Here is a 14522-nt window from a genome sequence, read left to right on the forward strand (position 1 = left end):
CTTTAGGTAGAGGAGACGATCATGGCGGTGGGACATAGTCCGTTTCCGGCGATGCCCCCCCTGGCGGGGGTGCGTCTAGGAAGTGCAATGGCGGGTATCAAAAAGCCGGGTCGTCGTGACATGGTGGTGATTGAGCTGCCCGCATCGGCAACCGTATCCGGCGTATTTACGCTTAATGCGTTTTGCGCCGCGCCGGTGTCGGTAGCCAAGACGCATATTGAGCGTTGCCGTGCAGAGGGCAAGGCGCCCTGTTATTGGCTGATTAATACCGGCAATGCCAATGCGGGAACTGGCGAGCGTGGGCTTGAAGACGCCTACGCCAGCTGTAAGGCGCTGGCCGAACAGGCCGGCGTTGCCGAGCATCAGGTGTTACCTTTCTCGACAGGGGTAATTGGCGAGCCGCTGCCCATGGAGCGTCTGCTGGCAGGTTTGACGCCGGCGCTTGATTCCAAAGGGGAGCAGAGCGAGGCTTGGCGCCATGCGGGTGAAGGAATTCTTACGACGGATACCCGTGCCAAAGGCGCAACGGTTACCGTACAGTTGAGTGGCGGGTCAGTCACCATCAACGGGATTACCAAAGGTTCCGGCATGATCAAGCCGAACATGGCCACTATGTTGGGCTTTGTGGTTAGCGATGCGACCATTGAGCAGTCACTGCTGGATCAATTGCTGCGCGAAACGGCTAATGGCTCGTTCAACTGTATAACAGTGGACAGTGATACATCGACCAACGATGCGTGCATGCTGGCGGCCACGGGGGCAGGCGCGGCGGTTGAAAGTGAAGCTGATATAGCGGCTTTTCGTGAAGCGCTGCAGCAGGTTATGACAACGCTTGCCCAGGCGATTATTCGCGATGGTGAAGGCGCGACCAAGTTTGTCACATTGCAGGTTGAAGCTGCCCAAACCCGGCAGGAGGCGCTGGATGTTGCGTTTACCGTGGCGCATTCGCCGTTGGTTAAAACGGCGCTTTACGCCTCGGATGCCAACTGGGGGCGTATTCTGGCCGCCGTTGGACGGGCGCCCGTGGATGATTTTGACGTCGGTCGCGTGGTCATTGATCTGGGAGATGTGCGCCTGGTTGAGGCTGGCGGACGTGCAAGCAGCTACACTGAAGCGTTAGGCAGTGCGGTTATGGCACAAGAAGAGATCACCATTCGAATTAGTTTAGGGCGGGGGCAGGAGAGCGCCACCGTATGGACCTCTGATCTTTCTCATGATTATGTAAGCATTAACGCAGATTATCGAAGCTAGCTGATAAGTTGCAGTTTATCAGTGGTGATCAAAAGGCTCACGCAGCGAGTTGGCACCGGCAGTGATCCGTCGGTGCACACACAGTGGAAAAAGACGTAATGAATGTAATGGTAAAACGACGGGTTCACGTGGCGGCAGCTGCCATGATAAGCGCCGATCAGAAAAAAGTACTGATCGCACGTCGCCCCTCGAATGTTGATCAGGGTGGTCTGTGGGAATTTCCCGGTGGCAAGCTGGCACCTTATGAAACAGGCCTGGAAGGCTTGAAGCGCGAGCTGCACGAAGAGCTCGGCGTTGAGATTATTCGTGCTCAGCCTCTGATCCGTGTGCATCATGAATATCCGGACAAGCATATTCTACTGGATGTCTGGCAGGTGCATGAGTTTGCGGGTGAGCCGTTTGGCCGCGAAGGCCAGGCTGTACGCTGGGTGCCCATGGAGGAGCTGGTCAATTATCCTTTCCCGGCCGCCAATCTGCCTATCCTACGGGCGGTGATGCTGCCGACCGAATATCTGATTACCATGGAAGAGGCTGACGAAGCGCGGTTTGATGCCTTTTTAGAGCGGGCGTTACAGGAAGACAATATTCGTCTGGTACAGCTGCGCGCCAAAGAGCTGGATGAAGCAAGCTACGTGGCGCGTGCCGAGCGTGCGTTGAAGCTGTGCCGCCAGTACGGCGCCAGCCTGCTGCTTAACGGTGAACCCAAGCTGCTTGAACAGGTAGATGCCGATGGCATTCATCTGACCAGCGAGCGATTGATGCAGCTTGATCGGCGTCCGATTGCCGAAAGCAAGTGGCTATCTGCCTCCACCCACGATCAGGCTCAGCTCTCCCAGGCAGCTGTCTTGGGCTGTGATTTCGTGACGCTTTCACCGCTGCGCACCACGCCTTCACACCCGGAAGTGGCGCCCATGGGCTGGCATGATTTTCAGCAGTTGGTCGAACGTGCTGGCATGCCGGTATTTGCGCTCGGCGGCATGACGCGCTTTGATGCCAACCACGCCCGTGCCGTGGGTGCTCAGGGAATTGCCTCGATTCGCGATTTCTGGAAGTAGGCTCAAAACTGGCATCAAAAAAACGCCTGCAGGGTAAGCTCAAAATGAGCCTCCTGCAGGCGTTTTTGTTAGTCGCAACCCATTACGGTCGCCGGTCTGGGCGTTTAGTCTCGAAAGCGCCGTGTAAGGTCGCCGTAGGCATCAACGCGACGGTCACGTAAATAGGGCCAGATTCGCCGGGTATTTTCGCTGCGTGCCATGTCGATGGTCACTACCAACTGCTCGGCTTCCTCACCGCCATGGGCCAGCAATTCACCCTGAGGACCGCAGATAAAGCTTCCTCCCCAGAATTGAATGCCATCGCCAACGCCTGAATGATCCGCTTCAAAGCCAATCCGGTTGGCAACAATGACCGGCAGGCCATTGGCAACGCCATGCGAGCGCTGAATCAATGTCCAGGCCTCTTTTTGACGGGCTTTCTCTGCCTCATCGTCATTAGGATCCCAGCCAATGGCGGTGGGGTAAAGCAGCAAGTCCGCGCCTGCCAGCGCCATTAGGCGGGCGGCTTCCGGGTACCACTGATCCCAGCAGACCAGCACACCCAGCCTACCAAGCGATGTATCAATAGGGGTAAAGCCCTCGTGACGAGCCGCGTCGTGATCGCCTGGAGTAAAGTAGAATTTCTCATAAAAAGCAGGGTCGTCCGGGATATGCATCTTGCGATACTGGCCCACACGGCCTTTGTCCCGATCATACACCACGGCGGTGTTGTGATAGAGCCCGGGCGCCCGGCGTTCAAATAGCGAACCTACCAGCACGATATCCAGCTCGCGGGCCAAAGCTTCCAAGCGTTTGCCGGTAGGCCCATCTAGCGGTTCGGCCAAATCAAACAGTGCCGGGTCTTCAAACTGGCAAAAGTAGTGGGTGGCATGCAGCTCTTGAAGCATGACCAGCTGCGCGCCACGCTTAACCGCATCCCGAATGCCCGCTTCACTGGCGGCAAGGCTTTGGGCCTTGTCGGGCCAGGCTTGCTGTTGCACAACGCCAACCGTCAGGTTATTAGCCAACGTAGTCGTCATCGTTGCTCCTTACTGATTTAGGGGAGGCCGCCGTAAGCGTGCCCTTGGGCAGTTGCATAGTGAGGCAGTGCAGGCTGCCGTGCTGGCGAATAACGCTTGAACACTCAATGGGGATCAGCGTGTGGTCCGGAAAGGCCTCAGCCAAAGCGTTTAGCGCCGTAATATCCGCCGGGTCACCATAGGTGGGTACCAGCACCGCCTGATTGATAATCAGAAAATTGGCGTAGGTGGCTGGCAGCCGATGGCCATCTTCAGGGTCAAAACATGCCTTGGGCCACGGCAGGGCAATCAGCCGGTAGGCTTCGCCGTTGCGCTGACGAAACGCTTTGAGTTCCTGCTCCATTGCAGACAGTGCTGGGTAATGTGGGTCTGTCGGGTCGTCGCAGCGGATATAGGCAATGGTTGTTGGATCGCAAAAGCGCGCCAGGGTATCAATGTGGCTATCGGTATCATCTCCTTCCAAATGACCGTTGGCTAACCACAACACACGATCAACCCCAAAATCTTTAACGAGCAGCGCCTCGACATCCTGGCGCGAAAGATGCGGGTTGCGGTTAGGGTTGAGCAGGCAAGCCTCGGTGGTCAGCAGGGTGCCTTCGCCATCGGTTTCAATAGCACCGCCTTCCAGCACCATATCGCGGGAGGCAATCGGGCATGCCCAGACACCCGCATCGGCTAATGCCTGAGTAAGCCGGTTATCGCGCTCGGCTGGGAATTTACCGCCCCAGCCGGTAAAGGTGTAATCCAGAAGTAGCAGCTGGCCTTCGTCATCAATAACCGTGATAGGACCGTGGTCGCGCGCCCAGGTGTCGTCAGTGGGTACGACCATAAGCTTGAGCTGCTGCGCCGGTACGCCATAAGCTCCAAACGTTGCCTTAACCCGGGCACAGGTTGGCGCATCGGGCACGCTGATCACCACCTGCTGGTAGTTGACGGTTGCCAGTACGATGCGCTCGAGCACACTCTCGATACGGGGCAGAAGCGATTCCCAGTCGCCGTCAGGGCGTGGCCAGGTCAGTTGAAGGCCATCCTGAGGATGCCATTCCGGAAGCAGACGATACGTCGTGTCAGCCAACGTCAAACCTCTCTTGGTAATAAAAAGGAGCCAGCTTGCGCTTACCGAACAAACCGCGCAAATGGGCGCAATGTAGGGGGTCACCGGATAACTTGCAAGCTTTAAGGAATTCAGCTTGTATCGCACTGCGCTAATGGCCGTTTTGCATGCAGTGTTGCTAAAAAAACCGTACCATGAGCGGCTTATTACTAAGGAATGACGCCATGCTTGATCGTTTGCCTTTCTTGGTGGGGCTGCGCTACGTGCGCGCCAAACGCCGAAATCACTTTATCTCATTTATCTCATTAACATCGATGCTCGGATTGATGCTGGGGGTAGCAGTACTCATCCTGGTGTTATCCGTGATGAACGGTTTCGATCACGAGCTGCGTACCCGTATCCTAGGGATGGTGCCGCACACCAAGATTGAATCCACCGAAGGGCTGGTTGAGTGGGAAGCTTTGGCAGACCGCCTGACTCAGCGTGAGCGGGTGGTTGGCGCAGCGCCTTACGTCGAACAGCAGGGCATGTTCTCGGCAGGCGGGCGCAATCAGGGCGCCATGGTCAACGGTATCGATCCGGACTGGGAAGACCAGGTGTCGATTATTGGCCGGCATATGCGCCAGGGAAGCCTAAATGACTTGGTGCCAGGTGAGTGGAATGTCGTGCTGGGCTCTATGCTGGCCCGCCAGCTGGGAGTTGGGGTGGGCGACTACGTTACTCTGCTGGTACCCGAAGCATCGATTACGCCTGCCGGTGTCTTTCCGCGTCTGAAGCGCTTTACTGTCAGCGGTATTTTTAGCGTTGGCGCTGACCTTGATGCCAACCTTGCCTACGCCAATATTTCAGATATGCAAACCCTGGCGCGCCTGGGTGACGCGGTAGGCGGGCTACGCTTGGAGCTTGATGACTTGTTTATTGCCGGTAGCGAAACCCAGGACATCGTCAACGAGCTGGGCCCGGGCTATCGGGGAACCGATTGGACGTTCTCCCATGGCAATCTTTTCCAGGCCATCCAGATGGAAAAACGCATGATTGCCCTGCTTTTGACGGTGATCATTGCCGTGGCGGCATTCAATATTGTCTCTACGCTGGTAATGGTGGTCACCGACAAGCGGGCTGATATTGCCATTTTGCGTACCATTGGCGCGACACCGCGCTCCATCATGGGCATCTTTATCGTGCAGGGGCTTGCCATTGGCTTGATCGGTATAGCGATTGGCGTCGCTGTGGGTATTTTGCTGGCGCTGACGGTGTCTGATTTGATCAGTTGGTTTGAAGCCACCTTTGGTATCCAGTTCCTGGATGCTGGCGTTTACTTTATCAGTGATTTGCCATCCCAACTGCAGTGGGATGACGTGCGGGATATCGTGTTGGCGGCGTTCGGCCTGACCTTCCTGTCGACGCTATACCCTGCCTGGCGCGCCGCTCGCGTTCAACCGGCGGATGTTCTGCGCTATGAATAAGGATGCTTCTATGTCTATAAAAACGTCGTCTACAAGTACGTCATCTACCAACATGTCGCCTGAATATGCTGCGCCAATGAATACATCTCCCGGTACAGCGTCCGAGCCGGCCATCATGCTGGATTGTCAGGGTCTGACGCGGATTTATAGCGAAGGGCCGCAAGATCTAACCGTACTCGATAAACTTGATCTTTGTGTGCGTGCAGGCGAGCGGGTTGCCATTGTAGGCAGCTCGGGTTCAGGTAAAACCACGCTGCTCAATTTGCTGGGTGGATTGGACCGGCCAAGCGATGGCCGGGTGGTGATCGCGGGTGAGCCGCTTTCCACACTTAATGAAGCGGCGCTGGGCAAATTTCGCAACCGCTATATCGGCTTTGTTTATCAGTTTCACCATCTGCTGGCAGAATTCACGGCGGTGGAGAACGCTGCACTTCCGTTGATCATTCGCGGTCAGTCAAAGAAAACGGCCGAGAAGCGTGCCATGCAGATCTTGGAGCGGGTAGGGATGAAGGCGCGGGCGGACCATAAGCCTGGAGAACTTTCCGGTGGCGAGCGTCAACGGGTTGCCATTGCCCGGGCGCTGGTAACCGATCCAAGCTTGGTTCTGATGGATGAACCGACGGGCAATCTGGATCAAACCACGGCGGCAACCATTCTGGCCTTGATGGATGAACTAGCCAAAGAAAGCGCCTGTGCCTTCGTTATCGTTACCCATGATGTAGGGCTTGCAGCACACCAGGATAGAGTGCTGAAGCTCGATGCCGGCAAGCTCATCGAGCAACCCCGCACGCCTTAATCGTCGAATTCAGATTCGATACGTGCCCGACGCCGCTGCCTATTCAGGCGGCGGCGTTTCCAATTGTAGGAAACATGCCAGCGCCAAATCAGGCGAATGCCGACATTGGCGACTAGCGCAAGCACGATGGCGGTCACCAGCGACCCCACCACGAGCGGCGGAAGCATGTCGTGCATTTGCTCGGCTATCCAGCGTGTTGAAATGCGTGAAGGTGCTTCGCGTGCCGGTGCGCCAAGAATAAACGTGCCCAGCCGATAGTTGGCGTAAAAAATAAGCGGCATGGTAAGAGGGTTGGTAATCCAGACAAGGCCCACCGACAGCGCCAGATTGCATCGGCTTAGCCGAGCACCCACCGCCGCGACCACCATTTGAAAAGGGATCGGCAGCATGGCGCAAAACAAGCCGACGCTAAAGGCATTGGCAACGCTTCGACGAGTTAAAAGCCACAACCCGGGATCAGCTATCAGCGGCGCTATGAAGCGTAAGGACCGCTGCCGCTTTAACGTATCGGGTTTAGGCATGTAGCGCTGCAGGAAACGGCGCGGCATGTCAGGTACTCTTGACGACTAGTGCACCCTATTATCCATATAGCGTAGCGCTTCGGCTATGCCGAGTACGTGAAGTTCTTATGCCAAGGAGGATCGTATGTCGTTAGGCGTTGCGATACCGGCGGCGCTGGCGACGCTGTTAGGCGCTATTGCTGCTGGATTAAGCGGTAGTACGGGGACGCTAAACCCACTTATCGGCGCGGGCCTGCTAAGTATATTGTTAGTCATGATATGGCGGCCAAGGGCATTACCCTGGCTGGTTTTGGGTGGCTGGGTGTTTATAGGCATTCATCAGGAGTGGGCCAGCCGTCTGCCAGCAGGGCTTAACGGTGAGGATGTGATGGTTGAGGCCTCGCTTCTCAGCGTAACCCCTTTAGGTGGTTCACAGCGGCTTATGCTGGCCATTGATCGCTGTGAAGCACCCGTTGGGTATCCTAATTGCCATTTGCTCAGGAAAGTGCGCGTTACTGCTTACGGCGATGCTGACTATCAGCCTGGCGAACAGTGGCAGATGTTGGTGCGCCTGCGTCCTCCTAGTGGGTTTGCCAATCCCCATAGCTTCGACTTTGAACAATGGCTATGGCGGGAGGGTATTCACGCGACGGGTTATGTACGCCAGGAACCCGCGCCGGAAAGGATTGCTGCCGCTGGCTTCTCAGTGCGCCGGTTAGCGCTTGAGGTGTTGGATAGTGCGCCGCTTGAGGCGCGTACTCAACGCTGGTTAGCAGCTCTGACCCTGGGCGAGGGAGATAGATTAACCCAGGATGACTGGACGCTGCTCAATGCCACGGGCACCACGCATCTGGTGGTCATTTCCGGGCTTCACGTGGGCCTGGTCGCCGGTTTTGGGTTGCTGCTGGCAAGAACCGTCGCGCGGTTTGTGTCGCCGCTTAACTGGCGAATGCGGGTATGGCCATGGTGGGTGGCTGCCGCCACGGCCGTTGGGTATGCGCTGTTGGCCGGTTTAGCGCCACCGGCCATGCGGGCTATGGTAATGACGCTGGTGGGGCTCTGGGTATTAAGCGGCCGGCACGCGCCAGGCGTCTGGCAAGCGTGGTGGCTGGCGCTTGCGCTGGTCATATTGGTCGACCCGCTCTCACTATGGCGCCCTGGCCTCTGGCTTTCTTTTCTTGCCGTCGCCTGGCTGATGGTTATATGGCAGGGACGAGCGCGCCCGCAAGGGATTAAAGGCTGGTGTTTGGCGCTATTACGCTCGCAGCTACTGCTGGCTCCATTAATGGCCGCTGCCGTATTGATCGCATTTGGGCGTATCGCGCCCGGAGCACCCATTATTAATCTGGTGGCCGTTCCCTGGGTAAGCTCAGTAATGGTGCCGCTGGCACTTGTAGGCTGGCTTTTTGCTCCCTTGCCTTTAATAGGGACGGGAGTTTGGTGGCTATTTGAGCAGGCGTTATCCGTTCTTCACACGTTGCTCACGCAGGCTATGGCGCTGTGGCCGTTGTGGGAGCCTGATTATACAGCAATCTATCCGTTAAGTGGTGCGCTACTGCTGTTAGCACTTTGTTGGGGGCTGCCGGGTATTTCTGCCTGGTTAAGAGCCGGAGCCATAATGCCAGTGGCGTTGCTTCCTTTCTGGTCAACGGCAGATGCTATCCCTGACGCTGCGCTGCGAGTAACAGTGCACGATGTTGGTCAGGGGCAGTTGGTTGAGCTGCGTAGTTCTCGTTACCGCCTGTTGTACGATACCGGGCCGCGCTTTCAGACAGGGTTCATGCCGCTTCAAGCGCTATGGTCCCCTAACCAGCACTTCGAACAGGTAATCGTCAGTCATGCCGATAGCGACCACGCAGGTGGGGTGAGTGCGTTAGTGAATGATCATCGTGTTGAGCACTGGTATGCCCCAGTGGGGGAGACGCTACCCATAGCCACTGATGCTTGCCAGCGTGGACAAACGTGGCAGCGCGATGGTGTGACCTATCGCTTTTTATGGCCACCGGCTGGTCCAACACATTATTCAGCCAATGATCGTTCCTGCGTGCTGGAAGTGAGTATAGGAGAGCAACGTCTTCTGATTACCGGTGATGTTAGCCGTGATATCGAAAGGCGATTTTTACGCGATATTGATTTACCCGTCAGCGTGTTGATTGCCGGTCACCACGGTAGCCTTACCAGCTCTGGCGTTCAGTTTGTGCAGCATACGTCACCTCGGCATGTGATATTCAGTGCTGGACGCAACAACCGATTTCATCATCCGGTCGATACAGTAGTGCGTCGTTTTAACCGGCAGGGGAGCTGCTTATGGAATACGGGGCATGATGGAGCGCTGCGTTTCTGGCTTAAGGAGGATCAGCCAGTAGTGGTCAAACCGACTCGGCGACTATCGGTTCATACGAAGCGGTGTTGAAGCGCTGCGCCATAAGGTAGAATTCAGCGCATTGCACACTATTGCCGGGAGCGCGTGTGACTGATTCAGGTTGGATTCTTTATAAAAGACTGCTGGGCTACGTAAAACCGCATTGGCGAGCATTTGCCATGGCGGTTGCAGGATTTGTGGTGTATGCCGCATCAAGCACGGCACTGGCGGAAATGATGAAACGCCTGATCGACGGCATTCAGAACCCGGATGCCGCGTTCCGCCTATTTTTACCGCTGTTTGTGGTGCTCATGTTTGCCGCGCGCGGACTTGGCACCTTTTTAAGCACTTACTATATGGCCTATGTGGGCCGCTATGTGATCCATACATTGCGCTGTGATGTGTTTGGCCATTTGCTGCATTTGCCAGGCCGCTTTTTCGATCATCACTCAAGTGGCCACCTAGTGTCACGGGTGACTTACCACGTAGAGCAGGTTGCGGGTGCGGCTACCAATGCGGTGACGGTTATTCTGCGTGAAGGTCTGTTTGTTGTGGGGCTGGTTAGCTATCTGTTCTGGACGAACTGGATGCTGACCCTGCTGTTTCTAGGCGTAACACCAATTATTGCTGTAGTCGTGAGCTATGTCAGCAAGCGGTTTCGGCGTATATCCAAACGTATCCAAAGCTCCATGGGGGATGTCACCCATGTGGCATCTGAAGCGCTCTCGGGGTATCGCGTGGTACGCACCCACGGCGCCGAGGCCTATGAAACCAAACGTTTTGAACGTGTCAGCGAAGAAAACCGCAAACAGAGCATGAAAGAAGCGATGACCCGGGCCATAAGCTCTCCGGTCATTCTCATGCTGGTGGCCATATCCATGGCACTGCTGGTATGGCTCGCCATGGCGCCTTCGCTGATGGCTAATATGACGCCGGGTGAATTCGTCGCATTCATCACCGCGGCCGCCCTGATGATCAAACCAGTGCGTCAGCTCACCGAGATCAACAGCGAGATCCAAAAGGGGATTGCGGCTGCCTCCGAACTGTTTGGACTGATGGACTTGGCCCCCGAGCAGGATACAGGCCAGCACGTACCTGAACGCCTGAACGGTGAGCTTCTTATTGATAATGTCAGCTTTCGTTATGCAGACGACCAGCCGGAAGTGCTGCACAACATTGATCTCAAGGTCTCACCCGGTGAGCTGGTAGCCATTGTGGGCCGTTCAGGAAGCGGTAAATCAACCTTAGTAAGCCTGTTGCCGCGTTTTTATCGGCCAAGCGAAGGACGCATTTTAATCGATGGCATTAATATTGATGAGTATGCGCTAGGTCCATTGCGCCAGCAGATTGGTCTGGTTTCTCAGCAAGTGACACTGTTTAACGCAACGATTGCCGACAATATTGCGTATGGCGCTGCTAGCCCGGACCGTCAAGCCATTGAAGCGGCTGCCAAGGCTGCCTATGCCAGCGAGTTTATCGAAAAAATGCCCCAAGGCTATGAAACCGTAGTGGGCGAAAACGGGGTAATGCTGTCGGGTGGGCAACGCCAGCGTTTGGCTATCGCCCGGGCAATATTCAAGGATAGTCCGGTATTGATTCTGGACGAAGCGACGTCTGCGCTGGATACCGAATCCGAGCGCTATATTCAAAAAGCGCTGGAGTATGTCTGCAAAGGGCGGACGACGCTGGTCATTGCCCATCGGCTGTCGACAATTGAGCGTGCGGATCGAATCTTGGTAATGGATCAGGGACGAATCGTTGAGCAGGGCACCCATCAAACGCTTCTGGCAACGGGCGGCGCTTATGCAGCGCTGCATCAGCTGCAGTTTCAGGACACGCCATGACGCTGGCCCAGCGCTGGCTGAAAGGGGCCTATAACGGTAGCCCCTGGCTTATGCCACTGCGCCCGTTAGGTGCGCTTTATCAGCGTATGATGTCACGGCGTAAAGCGGCCTATCAAAGCGGTAAAAAAGCCACGTGGCGCGCGTCCGTCCCCGTTATTGTGGTGGGTAATATTACTCTGGGAGGGACGGGAAAGTCTCCGCTAGTTGCTTGGCTGGGCCGTTGGCTTGCCACGCAGGGTTGGTCACCGGGGATTGTCACCCGTGGCTATGGGGGTAAGGCTGAGCATTACCCGCTTCATGTAAAGGCCAATACCGACCCTTCGCAAAGCGGTGACGAGCCGGTCATGCTGGCACAGCAAACCGGCTTGCCGGTGGTGGCGGACCCTAAGCGCTCACGCGGTGTGCAAGCGCTGATAGACGCTGGCTGCAATATCATTTTAAGCGATGACGGGCTGCAGCATTTGGCGCTGGAGCGAGATATTGAGCTTGTCGTCATTGATGGGGCACGAGGCCTGGGTAATCAGCGTTGTCTACCTGCCGGGCCGCTGCGTGAATCGGCGCGCCGTCTGGAAAGTGTCGATGCGGTCATTGTTAATGGTGAGCCGCGCCAGCCGCTGTCGGTTAGCACCACGTCCATGCAGCTTATGCCGGTATGCTGGCGGCGTTTAAGTAATGGTGAACGTCTCCCGCTAACACCACTGCCGTTTAGCCTGCCCGCCTTCAGCGTGGCCGGTATCGGGCACCCTGAACGATTTTTTACCACACTACGCGCGATAGGCGTCGAGGGCGAAATGCGCCCGCTGGCAGATCATCAGCGTTTCAATGCCGATATCTTTGCTTCAGCTCAGCAGCGGCCTGTCGTGATGACGGCAAAAGACGCCGTAAAATGTATGGAAATTGCACCACTCAACAGTTGGGTATTGGAAGTGGAAGCCGTGCTTCCGCTAGAATTTGAACACTGGCTGACAGCCAAACTGTCGGCTTTATCCTGAAGGGGATGTACGCATGGATAAGGAATTGCTGGCAATGCTGGTCTGCCCGTTATGTAACGGCAAACTCAAATATGATCGCGAGGCGGAGGAGCTGCGTTGCCATTATGACGGCTTGGCCTATCCCGTTCAGGAAGGTATCCCCGTTATGCTGCCCGAAGAAGCCCGGGTAATGAACGCTGATGAAAAACTGCCGCCATCGCCGGGGCGCACGGGAGACGCATAATGACGTTTCCTGCCTTTACCGCCGTTGTGCCAGCGCGCTATGGGTCTACGCGGCTGCCCGGCAAACCGCTGCTTGAGATAGCCGGTGAACCCATGGTGGCCCACGTATGGCGGCGTGCCTGCCAAAGTCAGGCGAGTCGCGTTGTAGTTGCCACTGACGACACGCGCATTCGTGATGCGATGCTTCCCTATGGAGCCGAAGTTGTCATGACTCGGGCTGAGCATCCCTCTGGCACTGATAGGCTTGCTGAAGTTGCTCAACTGCTCGGGCTACACGATGACGAGTTGGTGGTTAACGTTCAGGGTGATGAGCCGCTAATTCCTCCTGCGTTAATCGATCAGGTGGCATTACGCCTTGCAGAGGATAAAGAGGCGTCTATCGCCACGCTTGCTGAGCCTATCAGCGATGTAGATTCGCTGTTCAACCCCAATGTGGTCAAGGTGGTGCGTTCATTAGAGGGCAGGGCGCTGTATTTTTCCCGGGCGCCTATCCCATGGGATCGCGAACAGTTCAAGCAAGTGCCTACCCTGCTTGAAACCGATGCATGGCTTCGCCATATCGGCATTTATGCGTACCGCGCAAGCTTTCTGGCGGCCTACTGCGACTGGCCAGCATCCATGCTTGAGCAGTTAGAGCAGCTTGAACAGCTGCGCGCCTTACAGCACGGCCATTTGATTCAAGTGGCACTGGCGTGCGAGATCAATCCAGCGGGTGTTGATACGCAAGAAGATCTCGACCGGGTGCGCGCCTTGTTAACGTCCACCGGTTAACGGTATTTCAATAACTGATTGTCGATGTGCTTTTTTAAGCGCTCATTTTTACGTACAAGGAAGCGCTTTGTGATGCGGGTACTTTTCGTCTGTTTGGGTAATATTTGCCGCTCGCCCACGGCGGAGGGCGTTTGAAAGTGAACAGGTGCAATAACGTTGATTAATCGGCAAAGGGTATCGACTATTCAGTCGCGTATCGATCTTACATTATCCAACACACTGCGCTTACCCTGTATTGCCGAGCATTATGCCGAGCCTCGCACGCTTGATGCACTACGTCACACCCTTGCTGAGGCTGGCCGCCAGCAGTGGCCGGTAACGTTGCTGGGAGGCGGGAGTAACGTGTTATTACCGCTTGAGTTGCCAGGGCTTGCCGTACGTCCGATGTTGAATCAGTTGTGGTTTGCGTACGAAGGCGATGAGGTAATGGCCCACGTAGGCGCCGGGGTTAACTGGCATGCGTTGGTGCTTGGCGTGGCTGCCCGCGGTTTCTGGGGGATCGAGAATTTAGCGCTCATTCCTGGCGACTGTGGTGCCGCGCCGGTGCAGAATATCGGTGCCTATGGCGTCGAGCTTTCCAATAGCTTGCATGCGGTGCAGGTAGTGGAGCTGGCCACGGGCCACGTGCGCTGGCTAAGCGGTGCTGAATGTGCGTTTGGCTATCGCGACAGTATTTTCAAGCGTGAGCTAAATGGACGTGTGGTTATCACTCGGCTGGTTCTCCGGCTTTCAAGGCGGCCGGCACCCAAGCTGCATTATGGTGATCTCGCATCACGGCTAGATGACACGCCAACGCCCATGGAAGTGGCCCGAGCCGTTTCAGCTATTCGGCAGGAAAAGCTGCCAGACCCTCGCCAGTTGGCTAACGCCGGCAGCTTTTTTAAAAACCCGCTCGTACCTACAAGCCAAGCCCAAAAGCTGTTGAGCCGTTACCCGGAAATGCCGCATTTTCCTCAAGAGAGAGGCCTGACTAAGCTGGCAGCAGGCTGGCTGATTGATCAGTGTGGTTTGAAAGGCGTGCGCGAGGGCGCATTTGGTGTGCATGAGCGCCAGGCGCTGGTATTGGTGCACCACGGAGGCGGTGATCGCCAAGGTCTGCTGGAATTTGCCAGCCGTATCGTTGAACAGGTTAGCGCGCGCTTTGACGTGCTACTTGAGCCCGAACCACGCGTGATTCAGCCATAGCAGTG

At 56.1% G+C, this 14522-nt stretch carries 14 protein-coding genes; 11 read left to right on the plus strand and 3 right to left on the minus strand.

The genetic code is table 11. The annotated features are described in order from the left end of the window. The first annotated feature begins 21 nt into the window (after positions 1-21). The gene (gene argJ / locus ELY25_RS01490; protein WP_126949529.1) at positions 22-1251 is read left to right on the plus strand and encodes a bifunctional glutamate N-acetyltransferase/amino-acid acetyltransferase ArgJ; all 1230 of its coding nucleotides are present in this window, start codon (positions 22-24) and stop codon (positions 1249-1251) included. Between the two features lie 98 nt (positions 1252-1349). Beyond that, a complete protein-coding gene (locus ELY25_RS01495; RefSeq protein WP_236995614.1) occupies positions 1350-2306 on the plus strand; it encodes a Nudix family hydrolase in 957 nt (318 codons plus the stop codon). 104 nt (positions 2307-2410) lie between these two features. Here ELY25_RS01495 and ELY25_RS01500 read toward each other — a convergent pair whose 3' ends face one another. Together ELY25_RS01500 and ELY25_RS01505 are read right to left on the minus strand one after the other, a co-directional pair. Continuing rightward, positions 2411-3325 (minus strand): carbon-nitrogen hydrolase, encoded by a 915-nt coding sequence (locus tag ELY25_RS01500; RefSeq protein WP_422822361.1) that lies wholly within the window; start codon positions 3323-3325, stop codon positions 2411-2413. After that, entirely contained in the window at positions 3306-4400 is a 1095-nt protein-coding gene (locus ELY25_RS01505; RefSeq protein ID WP_422822362.1) for an agmatine deiminase family protein, read from the minus strand. The genes ELY25_RS01500 and ELY25_RS01505 overlap by 20 nt, the downstream gene beginning before the upstream one ends. Positions 4401-4603: 203 nt before the next feature. Between ELY25_RS01505 and ELY25_RS01510 the strand changes: the two genes are divergently transcribed. Beyond that, positions 4604-5845, plus strand: coding sequence for a lipoprotein-releasing ABC transporter permease subunit (locus tag ELY25_RS01510; RefSeq protein WP_126949531.1), 1242 nt, complete (start codon positions 4604-4606; stop codon positions 5843-5845). 76 nt (positions 5846-5921) lie between these two features. Continuing rightward, a complete protein-coding gene (locus tag ELY25_RS01515) occupies positions 5922-6641 on the plus strand; it encodes an ABC transporter ATP-binding protein (protein ID WP_126949578.1) in 720 nt (239 codons plus the stop codon). Here the strand turns inward: ELY25_RS01515 and ELY25_RS01520 are convergent. Continuing rightward, positions 6638-7189: a DUF2062 domain-containing protein gene (locus ELY25_RS01520; RefSeq protein ID WP_126949532.1), complete on the minus strand. Its 552-nt coding sequence runs from the start codon at positions 7187-7189 to the stop codon at positions 6638-6640. The two genes, ELY25_RS01515 and ELY25_RS01520, sit on opposite strands and share 4 nt — an antisense overlap. A 97-nt stretch (positions 7190-7286) precedes the next feature. Here ELY25_RS01520 and ELY25_RS01525 point away from each other — a divergent pair, with 97 nt between their 5' ends. From ELY25_RS01525 to murB, 7 genes are all read left to right on the plus strand, one after another. Beyond that, complete coding sequence (locus ELY25_RS01525; protein WP_126949533.1) at positions 7287-9554, plus strand: DNA internalization-related competence protein ComEC/Rec2; 2268 nt, start codon at positions 7287-7289, stop codon at positions 9552-9554. A gap of 56 nt (positions 9555-9610) precedes the next feature. Further along, a complete protein-coding gene (msbA, locus tag ELY25_RS01530) occupies positions 9611-11347 on the plus strand; it encodes a lipid A export permease/ATP-binding protein MsbA (protein WP_126949534.1) in 1737 nt (578 codons plus the stop codon). Then, complete coding sequence (lpxK, locus tag ELY25_RS01535) at positions 11344-12339, plus strand: tetraacyldisaccharide 4'-kinase (protein WP_126949535.1); 996 nt, start codon at positions 11344-11346, stop codon at positions 12337-12339. The genes msbA and lpxK overlap by 4 nt, the downstream gene beginning before the upstream one ends. A gap of 13 nt (positions 12340-12352) precedes the next feature. Continuing rightward, positions 12353-12562 carry a Trm112 family protein gene (locus ELY25_RS01540; protein ID WP_126949536.1) on the plus strand — a complete coding sequence of 70 codons (210 nt, stop codon included), beginning with the start codon at positions 12353-12355 and terminating at the stop codon, positions 12560-12562. Next, positions 12562-13332, plus strand: coding sequence for a 3-deoxy-manno-octulosonate cytidylyltransferase (kdsB, locus tag ELY25_RS01545; protein ID WP_126949537.1), 771 nt, complete (start codon positions 12562-12564; stop codon positions 13330-13332). Before ELY25_RS01540 ends, kdsB begins: the two co-directional genes overlap by 1 nt. A 72-nt stretch (positions 13333-13404) precedes the next feature. After that, positions 13405-13467 carry an arsenate reductase/protein-tyrosine-phosphatase family protein gene (locus ELY25_RS01550; RefSeq protein WP_236995618.1) on the plus strand — a complete coding sequence of 21 codons (63 nt, stop codon included), beginning with the start codon at positions 13405-13407 and terminating at the stop codon, positions 13465-13467. Between the two features lie 21 nt (positions 13468-13488). After that, on the plus strand, positions 13489-14517 hold the full coding sequence (murB, locus tag ELY25_RS01555) for a UDP-N-acetylmuramate dehydrogenase (RefSeq protein ID WP_236995615.1): 1029 nt from the start codon (positions 13489-13491) through the stop codon (positions 14515-14517). Positions 14518-14522 lie beyond the last annotated feature (5 nt).

The sequence above is a fragment of the Vreelandella populi genome, from assembly GCF_003989825.1.
Classification (GTDB): Bacteria; Pseudomonadota; Gammaproteobacteria; order Pseudomonadales; family Halomonadaceae; genus Vreelandella; species Vreelandella populi.